At 72.5% G+C, this 14,513-nt stretch carries 17 protein-coding genes; 9 read left to right on the top strand and 8 right to left on the bottom strand.

The features are described from left to right. A partial coding sequence (locus DKT69_RS07120; RefSeq protein WP_161557780.1) for a site-specific integrase occupies positions 1-245 on the bottom strand: 245 nt, incomplete at its 3' end. Positions 246-490: 245 nt separating this feature from the next. Further along, positions 491-799 carry a hypothetical protein gene (locus DKT69_RS07115; protein WP_109800777.1) on the bottom strand — a complete coding sequence of 103 codons (309 nt, stop codon included), beginning with the start codon at positions 797-799 and terminating at the stop codon, positions 491-493. A 527-nt stretch (positions 800-1,326) separates the two neighbouring features. Between DKT69_RS07115 and DKT69_RS07110 the strand changes: the two genes are divergently transcribed. Then, the gene (locus DKT69_RS07110; protein WP_109800776.1) at positions 1,327-1,971 is read left to right on the top strand and encodes a hypothetical protein; all 645 of its coding nucleotides are present in this window, start codon (positions 1,327-1,329) and stop codon (positions 1,969-1,971) included. Positions 1,972-2,110: 139 nt separating this feature from the next. Here the strand turns inward: DKT69_RS07110 and DKT69_RS07105 are convergent, their stop codons facing one another. Further along, positions 2,111-2,392, bottom strand: coding sequence for a hypothetical protein (locus DKT69_RS07105; RefSeq protein WP_109800775.1), 282 nt, complete (start codon positions 2,390-2,392; stop codon positions 2,111-2,113). Between the two features lie 160 nt (positions 2,393-2,552). Here DKT69_RS07105 and DKT69_RS07100 point away from each other — a divergent pair, with 160 nt between their 5' ends. From DKT69_RS07100 to DKT69_RS07070, 7 genes are all read left to right on the top strand, one after another. Next, positions 2,553-2,891 carry a hypothetical protein gene (locus tag DKT69_RS07100; protein ID WP_109800774.1) on the top strand — a complete coding sequence of 113 codons (339 nt, stop codon included), beginning with the start codon at positions 2,553-2,555 and terminating at the stop codon, positions 2,889-2,891. 193 nt (positions 2,892-3,084) lie between these two features. Beyond that, positions 3,085-3,831: a lysozyme gene (locus DKT69_RS07095; protein ID WP_201749525.1), complete on the top strand. Its 747-nt coding sequence runs from the start codon at positions 3,085-3,087 to the stop codon at positions 3,829-3,831. Between the two features lie 59 nt (positions 3,832-3,890). Beyond that, positions 3,891-4,562 (top strand): peptidoglycan recognition protein family protein, encoded by a 672-nt coding sequence (locus tag DKT69_RS07090; protein WP_109800773.1) that lies wholly within the window; start codon positions 3,891-3,893, stop codon positions 4,560-4,562. Positions 4,563-4,785: 223 nt separating this feature from the next. Next, positions 4,786-5,148: an ArsR/SmtB family transcription factor gene (locus DKT69_RS07085; protein ID WP_109800772.1), complete on the top strand. Its 363-nt coding sequence runs from the start codon at positions 4,786-4,788 to the stop codon at positions 5,146-5,148. After that, entirely contained in the window at positions 5,145-5,786 is a 642-nt protein-coding gene (locus DKT69_RS07080; RefSeq protein WP_109800771.1) for an SRPBCC family protein, read from the top strand. The genes DKT69_RS07085 and DKT69_RS07080 overlap by 4 nt, the downstream gene beginning before the upstream one ends. A gap of 148 nt (positions 5,787-5,934) precedes the next feature. Beyond that, positions 5,935-6,450 (top strand): NUDIX domain-containing protein, encoded by a 516-nt coding sequence (locus DKT69_RS07075; RefSeq protein ID WP_109800770.1) that lies wholly within the window; start codon positions 5,935-5,937, stop codon positions 6,448-6,450. Positions 6,451-6,556: 106 nt separating this feature from the next. Next, positions 6,557-7,858 (top strand): sulfite oxidase, encoded by a 1,302-nt coding sequence (locus DKT69_RS07070; protein ID WP_236647380.1) that lies wholly within the window; start codon positions 6,557-6,559, stop codon positions 7,856-7,858. A 44-nt stretch (positions 7,859-7,902) separates the two neighbouring features. Here DKT69_RS07070 and DKT69_RS07065 read toward each other — a convergent pair whose 3' ends face one another. The 3 genes from DKT69_RS07065 to DKT69_RS07055 all read right to left on the bottom strand — a co-directional run bounded on the left by DKT69_RS07065 (position 7,903) and on the right by DKT69_RS07055 (position 11,464). Beyond that, positions 7,903-8,049 carry an RNA 2'-phosphotransferase family protein gene (locus DKT69_RS07065; protein WP_236647379.1) on the bottom strand — a complete coding sequence of 49 codons (147 nt, stop codon included), beginning with the start codon at positions 8,047-8,049 and terminating at the stop codon, positions 7,903-7,905. A 320-nt stretch (positions 8,050-8,369) separates the two neighbouring features. Further along, on the bottom strand, positions 8,370-9,419 hold the full coding sequence (locus DKT69_RS07060) for an aldo/keto reductase (RefSeq protein WP_109800768.1): 1,050 nt from the start codon (positions 9,417-9,419) through the stop codon (positions 8,370-8,372). 98 nt (positions 9,420-9,517) lie between these two features. Further along, positions 9,518-11,464, bottom strand: a complete 1,947-nt coding sequence (locus tag DKT69_RS07055; protein WP_109800767.1) for an ABC transporter ATP-binding protein — start codon at positions 11,462-11,464, stop codon at positions 9,518-9,520. A 260-nt stretch (positions 11,465-11,724) separates the two neighbouring features. Here DKT69_RS07055 and pgi point away from each other — a divergent pair, with 260 nt between their 5' ends. Next, positions 11,725-13,359 carry a glucose-6-phosphate isomerase gene (pgi, locus tag DKT69_RS07050; protein WP_109800778.1) on the top strand — a complete coding sequence of 545 codons (1,635 nt, stop codon included), beginning with the start codon at positions 11,725-11,727 and terminating at the stop codon, positions 13,357-13,359. Positions 13,360-13,455: 96 nt separating this feature from the next. Here pgi and DKT69_RS07045 read toward each other — a convergent pair whose 3' ends face one another. Both DKT69_RS07045 and DKT69_RS07040 read right to left on the bottom strand, forming a co-directional pair. Continuing rightward, positions 13,456-13,866, bottom strand: coding sequence for a hypothetical protein (locus DKT69_RS07045; protein WP_109800766.1), 411 nt, complete (start codon positions 13,864-13,866; stop codon positions 13,456-13,458). 71 nt (positions 13,867-13,937) lie between these two features. Continuing rightward, the gene (locus DKT69_RS07040) at positions 13,938-14,480 is read right to left on the bottom strand and encodes a GNAT family N-acetyltransferase (RefSeq protein ID WP_109800765.1); all 543 of its coding nucleotides are present in this window, start codon (positions 14,478-14,480) and stop codon (positions 13,938-13,940) included. Positions 14,481-14,513 lie beyond the last annotated feature (33 nt).

Raw genomic sequence — 14,513 nt, 5'->3', positions numbered from 1 at the left:
GTAGCGATCGCGGCCAGGGCCCGCTCGATGGTGGCGGGGGCGCGGCCGGCGTCGGCGAGGGTATTGACGTACTCGGTGACGACCACGTGGATGTCCGGGCCGTCGGTCAGCAGGGCGTGCAGCGCGGCGGCGAGCGCGTCGACGTCGTCGAGGGCGGGGAGCACGGACAGCAACTGCTGGTCGGCGCACCAAGTGAGGAAGCGGCGCAGGTCGCCGGCGTAGGCCCGGCGGGTGTTCTCGGGCATCGCGCGGCGCAGTCGATCGCGGGTGTCAGCCGACAGGATCAGAGGCTGCCGGCTCGCGGGGACCCTCTCGGTGGCGTCTGTGTCCTTTTGCGACGAGGTCACGGCTCGCTACCCGATGGTCGTCGCGACCGTTTCTCAGTCACGGAGAAGAACGTTATCGTGAATGAGGCGGCAACGAGCTCCGCGGCGCGGTAAGTGCACCTAAAACAGCCGATGGTCATGACTTCTCCTGGACGTCCGCCGGGTCAGCGGCCGAGCACGCTGTCGACCAGCCGCCGCAGCGCGTCGATCACCTCGACCGTCCCCTCGCCGGCGACCGGACCCCGACGCCCACGGCGTCCACGAATCGCCACCACGAAGGCGGCCGCCACCAGCATCCCGGCCAGCAGCCACGGCGCGAGCAGCACACAGCCGGCCACCACCAGGCCCGCCACCGGATGCCCCACCGCCGTCCCGCCCAGCGCCGACGCCACCGCGCCGCCGCTGGCGAGCGCCACCACTGCCCACGCCGGGCCGGACCCACCGGCCCCACCCGGACGCATCACGTTGAACACGGAACCTTCCCCTTCAAGATCGTTTGCTGGGCATGAAAAAACCCCGAGTCTCCACTCGGGGTCATCTATCGCTCTAGGCGTGCGGGAGGCTTCACCTCCTCTCGTCGGGAAAACGTCCGCCGGCGTCGGTCACGTGACGTTGGCGCGGCGGGAAGCGAGTGCGGTGCGATGGCCGTCCGGGGTACGGCGGCGCGGCGGCGCCCTGGCCAGCTCCACCGGGTTGAGATGGCGCCGTAACCCGGAGGTCTTGCCGAAGCCAGCCGCCCACGAGGACAGGGGTGTGGGCGGGCAGCAAAAAAGGCGGCACCGCTCATCGGTTCCGCCTTGGCTGTGGGCTCCGTCTTGAATTTGGGCGCGCTGCACCTACTGCAGGAAAGCGTGACACGGAAACGGTTACCCGTCAAGAACACCTTGGCGGCACTCGTGTCTTCCCAGCTCAAGGGTCGTGCGGCGAGCTGCGCGCGGCTACACTGCACCGACAACGAAGGTTGTCGTCCGCTGGATAGCGACAACTAGGATTGTCACCTGTGGACCAGACCCGCCAGGAGCTGTTCGAGCTGGCCATGCGCCGCGCCGTGGAGCTGCTCGCCCAGCACGGCGTCGCCAAGACCGCCAGCTCCAATCCGTTCTTCAACAGCCCGCAGGACGAGCGCCGGGCGCACGCCCTGGCCGTCCTGCAGACCTGCCGTGAGCTGATCGCGCAGCTCGACCAGCTGGCCGACGATGCGGCGCTGCAAGCCCACCGGGCGCAGGCAAGCTACGCCGAGATCGGTGCCGCCCGCGGTGTCAGCCGCCAAGCCGCCCGGCAAGCAGCGGTACGGCACGAGCGGCGCGTCCAGGCCCAACAGGCCGCCCGTCGAAATGCCCTGGACGACGACGAGTGGGCCGATCTCGAATACCGGCGGCAGCTCGCGCAGGAAGAACGCGAGGAGCGCTGGCCACCCCGGTCGTGGCGCCACCGGGCGCCGACCGGCTTCCGCACGGTCACCTTCGTCGACGGCCCGGCAATCGATCACACGTTTCGGGTGCCTGTTGGTGACGACGCCTTTGCTTTCATCGACCGCTACCAGGTCTTCGGCCGTGTGCACGAGCGCTACGCGAGGTACACGGCCACAAAGCCCGGCACCGACCAGTACTACTTCACCGGCGAATACTTCATCCGATGGTCCTGACGGCCCCTGTTGCAGCGGTGTCGCGATGTCCCTCGCTCCGACATGACACCGCCCGGCGCTGCCGGGTTACCGGGCTGCGGGCACACTTCACCTAAGAGTTGGATGTGTGATGCCATCTTGCGCGCGCAGTGCACCGGCGTCAACTCGGCGCGCTTGGCCGCCTCCACGTGCCGGTGCGTGTCGGTCCGCCCTTGGTGCGACGGGTGATGGCCTCCACCTTGGCCGCCTGGACAAAGCAGTACCAGGTAGTTCCTCGGCCTCGGCCGGGTGCGTGGTAGCGAGGCAAGAGGCCGTGGAGCGGGTCGGCGGGGTTTGCGGAGCGGCGCGCCCAGTCGCGTACCCGGTCCGCGGTGACGTCGGGGCCGAGCCGTTGGGCGATCTCGGCGGCGGTGCCGTACTCGTTGCCGGCGATCCAGATCATGCGTTCACCGTTTCGCTTTGAACAGCTCTTCGACGCCCCACGACCCCACGAACAGCCGCCGGCTCGCAACCGCGCACGCCACGCGTCCCTGGCTGCAGTTAACCATCAGGAGCCGACATTCGACAGTTACAGGCGGAGATGCAGCATTGTCGTTGCCAGCTTGCCACCAGTCATCTGGCTTCTTACGACACTTGACTACGGCCTGGTCGGCGCCCGGGTCAGCGGCGGGTTCTCCAGTCTGCTGCCGCCCTGGGCGCTGGTCCTGTACGGCCTGCTCTACGTCGGGTTGGGCTGGGGCGTGCAGCACGGTCGGCGCTGGGCCCGGCGCACGGTGCTGGTGCTCTGCGGGTTCGGCGTCGCGCTGGCGGCCGTCAAGCTGGTCGCGGGTGGGAAGGCCTCGGCCATCGTCGACCTGCTCTGGCCCCTGGTGTACGTGGCGCTGCTCTGCACGGAGGCCGCCCGGGACTGGTTCGGCCGGACGCCGCAGCCGACCGGCTGACCTGCGCGGGTCCCGGCCAGAGCCGGCTGAGCGGCGCCGGTCCGATCCGGCCGCACGCCCCAGACCCGACCCACCGCATGGCAGAGAAAATCTTCCATATATCTATTGAAGTTAATCTTCATCCTGTGACCTAATACTGACAGTTCCTTTCGTTGCTCCCGCCGCCCCCCGCGGCGTCCCCCAGGGAGGAAAGATGAACCGTCCCCTTCGATCGGCGCTGCGGACCGCCGCGGCCGCCCTGCTCGCCACGGTCACCCTGGCCGCCTCGGCCACCCTCGGCGCCACCCCGGCCAGCGCCGCCCCGGCCGGCCTGCCCGGCATGGACGTCTCCAGCCACCAGGGCAACGTCAACTGGTCCGCCGCCTGGAACAACGGCGCCCGGTTCGCGTATGTCAAGGCCACCGAGGGCACCTACTACACCAACCCGTACTTCGCCCAGCAGTACAACGGCTCCTACAACGTCGGGATGATCCGGGGCTCGTACCACTTCGCGCGTCCGGACACCACCAGCGGCGCCACCCAGGCCAACTACTTCGTCGACCACGGCGGCGGCTGGTCCAAGGACGGCAAGACCCTGCCCGGCGCGCTCGACATCGAGTACAACCCGTACGGCTCGACCTGCTACGGGCTGAGCCAGGCCTCGATGCGCAGCTGGATCGCCTCGTTCGTCAACCAGTACTACGCGCGTACCGGCCGGTGGGCGACCATCTACACCACGACCGACTGGTGGACCACCTGCACCGGCAACACCTCGCAGTTCGCCGCCAACAACCCGCTCTGGATCGCCCGCTACTCCAGCTCGGTGGGCACCCTGCCGGCCGGCTGGCCGACGTACTCGTTCTGGCAGTGGGCCTCCTCCGGCGTCTTCCCCGGCGACCAGAACGTCTGGAACGGCACCCTGGACCGGCTCAAGGTGCTGGCCTGCAACGGACCCTGCTGATCCGCTCCGGTGGCGGGCCGCCCGGCCCGCCACCGCGCCCCTGAGACGAGGAGGTCCCGATGTCCGTCCCCGTACCCCGGCGGGCCGTGCTGCGCGGCGCCGTCCTGCTCGGCGCCGCCGCCGGCGTCACCACCCTCGGCCAGGTCACCGGCGACCGGAGCGCGCGGGCCATCGCCACCCGAGTCGACCAGCCGACGATCGCCAACTGCGCAACCTGGGGCGCCCGGCCGCCGTCGTCGGCGGTGACCGTGGTGCAGAACCGCCCCAACAAGATCATCATCCACCACACCGCGTTCCCGAACTCGACCGACTACAGCCTGGCCCACGCGTACCAGAACTCCCGCGACATTCAGAACCTGCACATGGACACCAACGGCTGGCTCGACTCCGGGCAGCACTTCACCAACAGCCGGGGCGGGTACCTGACCGAGGGGCGCCACGGCAGCCTCTACGGGCTGCTGCACGGGCAGACCATGGTCCAGGGCGCGCACTGCGTCGGTCAGAACAGCCAGGCCATCGGCATCGAGAACGAGGGCATCTACCTCGACGTGCAGCCGCCGCAGGCACTCTGGGACAGCCTGGTGACGTTCTGCGCGTTCACCTGCCAGCAGTACTTCATCCCGGCCACCGAGATCTACGGTCACAAGGACTTCAACAACACCCAGTGCCCGGGACTGCTGCACGACCGGCTCCCCGAGCTGCGCAGCGCGGTGGCGGCCCGGCTCGGTTGAACACGGCCGGCCCGGGCCGGCCCGCCGACGGCGCGGCAGTGGCACCTCGCCGACGCTGTGAAGCTGATGACGTGAACGAATCGCGGCCGCAGCCGCGGTGATTCGTCTGCGTCATCAGCTTCGTAGTGCGGTCCGGACCCACCCCGCTTCCCCGCGGCCGACCCGCCAGCCGGGCTCATCGCCACTGCTCGCTTATATAAGCCCGATCTGATAGAAAGAGGTCGTGCACGCCTTCGACGTCCTCGGGGACCCGGTCCGCCGCCGGATCCTGGAGCTCCTGGCCGAGGGTGAGCAGACCGCCGGCAGCATCTGCGCGGCGGTCCAGCGGGAGTTCGGCATCTCCCAACCGGCCGTGTCGCAGCACCTCAAGGTGCTGCGCGACAACGGCTTCGCGACCGTACGACCCGAGGGCACCCGCCGCCTCTACGCGGTGGACCCGCAGCCGCTCCGCCAGGTCGACGCCTGGCTGGACCATTTCCGCCGATTCTGGACCCCGCCGCTGGAGGCGCTCGCCACCGAACTGGCCCGGGGCCGGCGGGAGCGGCGACTGCGCGAGGGCGGCCCCGACGAGAGGAAGACACCATGATCGACGTGACCGGGCAGATCAGCGCCGTCGAACGCACCGTCGGCAGCCGTACGCTGCCCGCCGGGCAGGCGCGCGTGAGCATCATCAGCCAGACGTACGACGCGCCGCTGGAGGACGTCTGGGACGCCTGCACCAGCGCCGAGCGGATCCCCCGCTGGTTCCTGCCGATCTCCGGCGAGCTGCGGCTCGGCGGCCGCTATCAGCTGGAGGGGAACGCCGGCGGTACCGTCGAACGCTGCGACCCGCCGCACAGCTTCGCCGCGACCTGGGAGTACGGCGGCGAGGTGAGCTGGATCGAGGTACGGCTCAGCCCGGCGGGCGCGGGGCGTACCCGGTTCGAGCTGGAACACGTCGCGCACGCGGACGACCAGCGCTGGGCCGAGTTCGGCCCGGGCGCCACCGGCGTGGGCTGGGACATGGGCCTGCTCGGCCTGGCCTCCCACCTGGCGGGCGACGGCAGCGGAGTCAGCCCCGACCAGGCCGCCGCATGGATGGGCTCCGACGAGGGCCGCCGGTTCATGACGCTGAGCAGCGAGCGCTGGGGCGAGGCGAGCGTGGCGGCCGGTACCCCGGCCGACGAGGCGCGGGCGGCGGCGCAGCGGACCACCGCCGCGTACACCGGAATTCCGGCCTCCTGACCCATGGCGCGGGGTGCCCGGGAGCCCGGTCGCCCCGCTTGCCGTGGCCGGGGTGCGGCAGCGCGGTGGCGGCCCCCGCCATCCTGCGGGAGCGGGGCGGCCGGGTGGCGGGAGCGTTCCGCCGGCCCGGCGGGTAACGTGCTGCGGCGTGACCGGCGCACCGTACTCGCACTGCTCGTACTGCGGCGCGGCCTATCTGGCGGGAGCCGGCTGGCCGCGCGTCTGCACGGTCTGCGGCCAGAACGTGTGGCGCAACCCGCTGCCGGTCGCGGTGGCGCTGCTGCCGGTACGCACGGCGACCGGCCTGGGCGTGGTGGTGGTCCGCCGCGACATCGAGCCGGCCCGGGGCCAGCTCGCGCTGCCCGGCGGATTCATCGAGTACGGCGAGGAGTGGTCGGAGGCGCTGGTCCGGGAGTTGCGCGAGGAGACCGGCCTGCTGGCCGAGCCCGAGCAGGCCCGGCTCTTCGCGGTGCACGGGGCGCCGGCCGGCGGCACCATGATGGTCTTCGGCGTGCTGCCCGAGCGGGCGGCCGAGGAGTTGCCGCCGTCCGCGCCGACCGAGGAGGCCACGGAGTGGCTGGTCCTCACCGAGCCGGTCGAGCTGGCCTTCTCCACCCACACCCGGGCGCTGGCCGACTTCCTGGCCGGCCAGCGAGCCGTCTGATCCCCTGCGCCACCGCGCCGACGGGGCCACGCCACCACCGGGCGACTCGCCGGCTGATTCTACTGACTCAATAGGAATGCAGCGTCGCCGAGCCCGGAGGTTCCCCTTGTCACGCCCCCTCTCCCAGGACGAAGTCGACCACGACAGCCGCCGGACCCGGCAGTGGCTCGCCGGGGACGCCCGCTGCGACGGGGTCCCCCGCCAGGAACTGCTGGAGCTGGGCGCCGCCATGGCCGCCGTCACCGCCGCGGCCGAGGAGCGGGAGCCGGTCGCCGTCGCCCCCGCCCCGGTCGGCGTCGACCCGGGGTCCGGAGCCACCGAGGCACCCATCGCCAAGCCGCTGCCGCCGCACCTGTTCCGGCGGCTGGACACCAACGCCGAGATGCGCTGGGAGGCGATGGCCGGGCAGGGACACGTCGTCCCCAACGACCGCTTCTTCGTCCGCAACCACACCGTGACACCCAGGCTGGACGCCGACGCCTGGCGGCTGCGCCTCTTCGGCACCGGGCTGCGCGGTACGCCGACCCGGCACGACCCGGTCGAGTTCGACCTCGCCGACCTGCGGGGGCTGCCCGCCGAGGAGCACACCGCGCTGATCGAGTGCGCGGGCAACGGACGCCGTTACTTCGCCGAGCAGCAGGACGATCCCGCCCCCGGCGTGGCCTGGGGCCTCGGCGGGGTCGGCGTCGCGCGCTGGCGGGGCGTACCGCTGGGCACCGTGCTCCGGCTGGCCGGCCTCACCGACGCGGCGGTCGACGTGATGCCGGAGGGGCTGGACCCGGACTACGTCACCGGCGGGGTGAACCTCGGCCGGGTACGCCGGCCGCTGCCGGTCGGCAAGGCCCTCGACGACGTGCTGCTGGCGTACGAGATGAACGGCGAGCCGCTCCCGGCCGACCACGGCTACCCAGTGCGGGTGGTGGTGCCCGGCTGGATCGGCATCTCCTCGATCAAGTGGGTGGGGGCGGTGGAGGTCTCCGCCACTCCCCTCTTCTCGCCCTGGAACACCCAGTTCTACCGGATGTTCGGCTCCGGGCATCCCAACGGCGGCGGGGTGCTGGCCGCCCAGTCGGTGAAGAGCGCCTTCGAGCTGGCCTGGAACGCCTGCATCCCGGCGGGTCCCGAGGTGCTGCTGCGCGGCCGGTCCTGGTCCGGCAACGGGCCGATCGCCCGGGTCGAGGTCAGCACCGGCGACGACGACTGGCGCCCCGCCGAGCTGGTCGCCGCCGACCGAGGCGGGGCATGGCAGCGCTGGACGGCCGTCTGGCGGCCGCCCGCCCCCGGCCGGTGGACGCTGCGCGCCCGGGCCACCGACGTCACCGGGGCCGGCCAGCCCGACACCGCCGGCCACAACGACCTCGGGTACCTCTTCGACGGCGTCGTCCGGCACCCGGTGACCGTGGCCTGAACCCGCGACCCGCCCGACCCGGACGGGACTGCGGCGGGTGGAGGTCAGCCGGTGAGGTAGGCGGCGGGGACGGCGTCGGCGAGCCACACGCCGTTCGCACTGTGGTAGAAGAGGTGGCCGTCCCGGGCCATCGCCGCCGCGTCGACGGTGAGGATCGCCACCGGGCCGCCGGCGCGCCGGACAGGAACCACGCCGAGCCGTGGTCGGCGACGATCAGGCCGTACCGCTGCATGGCCTCGGCGACGATCCGGGCCTGCCGGGGCAACCGGGACACGTCCACCGACCGCTTGAGCCGCAGCCGCTGGCCGAGCTGCGGCAGGGCCGGGTCGGACGCGGCCAAGGCGGAATGGCGCATCCTGCCCGAGGTCCATCGCCCCCGTCCAGCATCCGGTCGGCTTGCGGGTCAGGCGCGCTCAAGGGCCACCGGCCCGACGTTTCGGGTCCAGCGGCCTCCGGGGCCAACGGGCTGGCGGGTCCGCCGCCGCCGGCCCTGCGGGCGCGGCCGGCGCGGTCAGGCGGCGGCACGGTCCGGCAGCGGTCGCCGCCGGCGGGCCGGGTCGGTGAGCACCGGCAGCGACCAGGCTCCGTCCGGCTGGTAGAGGTTCACCCCCGGCGGGACGATCTCGTCGATCCGGTCGAGGACGGCGTCGTCGAGGGTGAGCGCCGCGCCCTTGAGCAGCCCCTCCAGCTGCTCCATGGTGCGGGGACCGATGATCGCCGAGGTGACCGCCGGGTGCGCCACGGTGAACGCCACGGCCAGCTCGGGCAGGGTGCGGCCGACCTCGTCGGCGAGCGCGAGCAGCTGCTCGACCGCGGCGTACTTCGCGGCGTTGCCGGCGATCGCCGGGTCGAACCGAGCCGGGGTGAGGGCGGCCCGGCCGGCGGTGAGGTCGACCGCCCGGCCCGGGCGGTACCGGCCGGAGAGGAACCCCGAGGCGAGCGGGCTCCAGATCAGGACCCCCATGCCGTACCGCTGGCAGACCGGCAGCACCGCAGTCTCGACACCCCGGGCCAGGATCGAGTACGGCGGCTGCTCGGTGCGGAACCGCCCGAGCGCCCGCCGCTCGGCCACGTGGTGCGACTCCACGATCTCCTCGGCCGGAAAGGTCGAGCAGCCGAAGGCCCGGATCTTGCCGGCCCGGACGAGGTCGCTGAGCGCGCCCAGGGTCTCCTCGACGTCGGTGGTGTGGTCGGGCCGGTGCACCTGGTAGAGGTCGATCCAGTCGGTGTCCAGGCGGCGGAGGCTCTCCTCGACCTCGCGGACGATCCAGCGCCGGGAGTTGCCGCCCCGGTTGGGCCCCTCCCCCATCGGGAAGTGCACCTTGGTCGCGAGCACCACGTCGTCCCGCCGGCCGCGCAGCGCCTTGCCGACGATCGTCTCCGACTCGCCTGCGGAGTACATGTCGGCTGTGTCCACGAAGTTGATCCCCTGGTCGATGGCGGCGTGGACGATCCGGATGCAGTCGTCGTGGTCGGGGTTACCGACCGCGCCGAACATCATCGTGCCGAGACAGTGGACGCTCACCTCGATGCCGGTGCCGCCGAGCACGCGGTAGCGCATGGGTCCTCCCCGAGGGTGTGCGCCGCACTGGCCGGGCGGCGGGGCCGGTCCGAGCCAACCTACGAATTCGAGTGCGCTCGAGGTCAAGGCGGCACCGGTCAGCCGCTGGCCTCGCCCGCCCCCGCCAGGTAGCCGGCGGCCTGCAGCTCGAACAACTCCCGGTAGGGGCCGTCCTGCGCCATCAGCTCGTCGTGGTTGCCCTGCTGGATCAGCCGGCCGTGGTCCAGCACGAAGATCCGGTCGGCGTGCCGGACGTTGGCCAGCCGGTGGGTGATCAGCACGACCGCCCGCTCCGGGTGCCGCCGCAGGTGCTGGAAGAGGGCGTGTTCGGCCCGGGCGTCGAGGGCCGCGGAGGGCTCGTCGCAGATCAGCAGCGGGGCGTCCCGGTAGAGGCCGCGGGCGGCCACGAGGCGCTGCCACTGGCCGCCGGAGAGGTCCTGGCCGTCCTTGAACTGCCGGTCGAGCAGCGTGTCGTAGCCGTACGGCAGATCGGTGATCATGTCGTGCGCGGCGGCGCCGCGGGCGGCGTCCTCGACGCTCGGACCGGGCCGGTCGGCCGGCCGGTCGTGCCGGCCGACCCGGATGTTCTGCCCGGCGGTGAACGGGAATCTCCACCAGTCCTGGGTCATCACCGCGACCTGGGCGCCGGTCTGCCGCGGGTCCAGCTCGCCGACGTCGACGCCGTCCCAGCGGATGGCCCCGTCGGTCGGCCGGTAGAGACCCGCGATGAGTTTGGCCAGCGTGGTCTTGCCGGAGCCGTTCTCCCCCACCAGGGCGACCACCTCGCCGCGCCGGATGCTGAGGCTGACCCCGTCCACGGCGGCCTTGTCGGTGTCCGGGTAACGCAGGGTCACCCGGTCCAGCTCGATCCGGTCGAAGCCGTCGACGGGCCGACCGCCGCCGGTCGGGACGCGCTGCCGGGCCCGGTCGAGGAAGTCCCGGTAGTCCTGGTAGTAGAGCGCGTCCTCGTAGAGGGAGTTCGTGGCGAACACCGCGATCCGCAGCGAGGACCGGGCGGACTGCAACGCCAGCAGGGCGGTGGCCGCGGCGGCCAGCGCGACCACGCCGCCCAGCAGCAACCCGCCGAGAACCGCGTAGACGCCGAAGGCGGCGATGCCGGTCACCGACATGCCGGCCGCCCGGGTGGTGCTCTGCGAGCGGGCCAGCCGCAGCTCGGCCCGGGTCTCCGCCGCCATCATCCGGCGGAACTCGGTGAGCAGGAACTCCCGCATCTGGTACGCGCGGACCTCGGCGGCCGTGCGCCGCTCCGCCATCAGATGAGCCAGCATCCACATCCGACGGCGGCGGGTGATCCGGGCCAGCATGGCGAGGTACTGGCGGCGGGCCATCCGCACCGCCGTCACCGCCTCCGGCACCGCGGCGAGCAGCAGGCAGGGCAGCAGCACCGGTTGGACCACCGTCACCGCGGCGGCGGTGGCCAGCACGCCCACCACTCCGGTGACCAGGTTGACGGTGTGGTCGACGATCGACGCCGCCTCCGCCATGCCGCGGTCCCGGGCGCGGTCCATCTCCTCGGCGAACCCCGCGTCGTCGAACGCGGCCAACTCCACCGCGGTGGTCGTCTCGAAGAGCCGCAGCTCCACCTGGTAGTTGATCTGCGGGATCAGCCGGGCCTGCGCCCAGCCGGCGGCCACGGTCAACGCGCCCTTGACCGTCACCGCGAACGCGGCGAGAGCCAGCGCTGGCAGCGCGGCGCGGATCCGGTCGGGGGTCGGGCCGGCGGCGAAGAGCTGGCGGAGCACGCCGGTCGTGGCCAGCAGACCCAGGGTGGTCATCACGCCGGCCGCGACGTTGAGCCCGATGGAGGCGGCGGTGTCCCGGCGGCTGGTGCCCCAGGCCAGCACGACCGCCTCCCGGACCAGCGCCGGCAGGCGCCGGGCCACGGACTTGAAGCTGGTGTGCGCGAACTCGGTCGCCCGGTGCATCCAGTGACCGTCCTCCAGCTCCGGCAACGCCGGGCCGGCGTCGCCGTCGGCCGGGCCGTCCTCCTCGGCCGGGTGGCGGGGACCGATCACCGTCGCCATGGCGCCTCCTCACCGGTACGAACCACAACCGACCCGGAGCTTACGTTCGGCGACCGACTGCTGTCTCGGGGTGATCGGCGTGTCGAACAGGCGTCCCAACCGCGTGCCGCCCGGCGGCCACCCCGGGGCGGTTCCACCGGATGGGCGATGTCGGGTCGCGTCGCGCCGACCCGCCCCGGGTGGCAGGCTGGTGGAGTCGCCGGCAGCGGGCGCGACGACGGCCCGCTGACAGACCCGTCGTGAAGGAGAAGATCGACCCGATGGCTGTGGACGTCACCACCACGGACGAATGGCAGGCCCTGCGCAAGCACGCCGAGGCGATGCGCGGCACCCACCTGCGGGAGCTGTTCGCCGCCGACGGGCAGCGGGGCGAGCGGCTCACCGGCGACGTCGCCGACCTGCACGTCGACTACAGCAAGAACCTCATCACCGACGAGACGCTGGGGCTGCTCACCGCCCTCGCCGAGCGGGTCCGGCTGACCGACCGGATCGCCGCCATGTTCTCCGGCGCGCGCATCAACTCCACCGAGGACCGGGCCGTCCTGCACACCGCGCTGCGCCTGCCCCGCGAGGCGAGCCTGGTGGTGGACGGGCAGGACGTGGTCGCCGACGTGCACGCCCTGCACGACCGGATGTCCGCCTTCGCCGAGCGGGTCCGCTCCGGCAACTGGCGCGGGCACACCGGCGAGCGGATCAGCACCGTGGTGAACATCGGCATCGGCGGGTCCGACCTCGGCCCGGTGATGGCGTACGAGGCGTTGAAGGCCTACCGGGACGCCGGCATCACCTGCCGCTTCGTCTCCAACATCGACCCCACCGACATCCACGACAAGACCACCGACCTCGACCCGGCGACCACGCTGTTCATCGTGGCCAGCAAGACGTTCTCCACCCAGGAGACCCTGGCCAACGCCAACCAGGCGCGCCGTTGGCTGCTCGCCGGGCTGGACGCCGACGACCCGGCGATCGCCCGGCACTTCGTCGCCGTCAGCACCAACGAGCAGCGGGTCCGCGACTTCGGCATCGACCCGGAGAACATGTTCGGCTTCTGGGACTGGGTGGGCGGCCGGTACTCGCTGCCGTCCGCCGTCGGGCTGTCGGTCATGCTGGCCATCGGGCCGGAACGCTTCCGGGAGATGCTGGCCGGCTACCACGCCGTCGACGAGCACTTCCGCACCACGCCGGTCGAGCGGAACCTGCCGGCGCTGCTCGGCCTGCTCAACGTCTGGTACACCGACTTCCTCGGCGCGCAGACCCACGCGGTGCTGCCGTACGCGCAGTACCTGCACCGGTTCCCGGCGTACCTGCAGCAGCTCACCATGGAGAGCAACGGCAAGTCGGTGACCGTCGACGGCAAGCCGGTCACGTACCCGACCGGGGAGATCTTCTGGGGCGAGCCCGGCACCAACGGTCAGCACGCCTTCTACCAGCTCATCCACCAGAGCAACCGGCTGATCCCGGCCGACTTCATCGCGTTCAGCCAGCCCAACCACGACCTGGGCGACATGCACGACCTGTTGATGTCGAACTTCTTCGCGCAGACCGCCGCGCTGGCCTTCGGCCGCACCCGGGAGCAGGTCGAGGCGGAGGGCACCCCGGCCGACGTGGTGCCGCACCGGGTGATGCCGGGCAACCACCCGACCACCTCGATCATCGCGCCGAAGCTCACCCCGGCGACCCTCGGCCAGCTGATCGCCCTCTACGAGCACATCGTCTTCACCGAGGGCACGGTGTGGAACATCAACCCGTTCGACCAGTGGGGCGTCGAGCTGGGCAAGGTGATGGCCAACCAGCTCGCGCCGAAGCTCACCGGTGCCGGCCCGGACCTCGGGGACGTGGACTCCTCGACCGCGGCGCTGATCCGCCGTTACCGCAAGCAGCGCGGCCGGGGCTGACGCCGTACGCGGGTGGCGGCGACCCGTCCGGGGCAGCCGCCACCGGCGCCGGGACGACAGCGGCCCCACGGCTCGCCGCTCCGCCCGCGGGCCGGGTCAGTCGCGCAGCAGGTCGGCGTGGGCGGCGCGCAGCCGGGCCAGCGCCGGGTCAGCGGCCGGCACCCGGCGGTCCAGCTCGGCCCAGACCTCGGCCAGGGCGTCGGTGACGGCGCGCAGCTCGGCCGCGTGCCGCCGGCTGCTCTGCCGGTGCAGTTCCTCCAGGCGGCGGGCCCAGCCGGCGGTGACCGCGGCGACCCGCTCGGCGTCGGCGCGGGCCTGGGCGGCCGTGCGGGCGGCGGAGGCGGGCACGATCGCCGCGACCGGCCGGGGATCACCGTCGCGGGTGACCACGGTGACCGTGTCGGTCAGCTCGGCCAGGGCGACGAGTTGGGTGAGCCGGGTGCGGACCTCTCGCAGCGGCAGGGCGCGCGGCGGGTCGGTCCGGTGGGCCAGGGCGGGGGCAGCCATGGACGCATGTTGACGTCCGGGTACGACAAAACCTCGGTCGAGCGCGGCCGGGGGCCGGGAGGCGGCGTGGGTCAGGCCGTCCACTCTGGAGCCAGCACCGACCAGATCTCCAGGTCGATCCGCCCGCCGGGACCGGGGAGGACCTGGCGGAGCGTATCGTCGCGGCGCATCCCGAGGCGGCGGGCGACGGCGATGCTGGGGGCGTTGGCCGCGTTGGTGTGCCACTCCACCCGGTGGATGCCGCGCTCCCGGATCGCCCAGTCGATGATCCGGCGGGCGGCGAGCGTGGCCAGGCCGCGGCCCTCCGCGCCCGGCTCCAGCCAGCAGCCGGCCTCGCAGACCCCGGTCGTCACGTCGAAGGACACGAAGAGCACACCGCCGACCAGCGTGCCGTCGAGCCAGATGCCCCAGATGCCGCCGCCGTCCCGCGCCCACCGGTCGGCGTAGTTCTGCAGCACCCGGCGCGCGGACGCAGGGTCGGTGGCGACGAAGGACGGCGACACCCACGGGGCGATGTGCTTCCGGCACCGGTCGAGGTTGGCCAGGAACTCCTCGGCCCGCCAGGGGTCGAGCGGACGCAGCTCGGCGTCAGGGGTCAGGGCGATCGCGAACACGGCAGCAACCTAACAGCCCGAGCGCCCGCACAG

Origin of the sequence: Micromonospora sicca (assembly GCF_003172935.1) — a bacterium.
GTDB classification, from domain to species: Bacteria; Actinomycetota; Actinomycetes; order Mycobacteriales; family Micromonosporaceae; genus Micromonospora; species Micromonospora sicca.
Note: the sequence above shows the minus strand (reverse complement) of the source record. Positions and strands in the feature narration are given on the sequence as shown.

What these genes read in the sequence shown, in the direction of transcription:
- DKT69_RS07105 (WP_109800775.1), bottom strand. Translation starts at nt 2,392, where the DNA reads ATGATCTGGATCGCCGGCAACGAGTACGGCACCGCCGCCGAGATCGCC.
- DKT69_RS07095 (WP_201749525.1), top strand. Translation starts at nt 3,085, where the DNA reads ATGAACCGTCCCCTTCGATCGGCGCTGCGGACCGCCGCGGCCGCCCTG.
- DKT69_RS07090 (WP_109800773.1), top strand. Translation starts at nt 3,891, where the DNA reads ATGTCCGTCCCCGTACCCCGGCGGGCCGTGCTGCGCGGCGCCGTCCTG.
- DKT69_RS07080 (WP_109800771.1), top strand. Translation starts at nt 5,145, where the DNA reads ATGATCGACGTGACCGGGCAGATCAGCGCCGTCGAACGCACCGTCGGC.
- DKT69_RS07060 (WP_109800768.1), bottom strand. Translation starts at nt 9,419, where the DNA reads ATGCGCTACCGCGTGCTCGGCGGCACCGGCATCGAGGTGAGCGTCCAC.
- DKT69_RS07055 (WP_109800767.1), bottom strand. Translation starts at nt 11,464, where the DNA reads ATGGCGACGGTGATCGGTCCCCGCCACCCGGCCGAGGAGGACGGCCCG.
- pgi (WP_109800778.1), top strand. Translation starts at nt 11,725, where the DNA reads ATGGCTGTGGACGTCACCACCACGGACGAATGGCAGGCCCTGCGCAAG.
- DKT69_RS07045 (WP_109800766.1), bottom strand. Translation starts at nt 13,866, where the DNA reads ATGGCTGCCCCCGCCCTGGCCCACCGGACCGACCCGCCGCGCGCCCTG.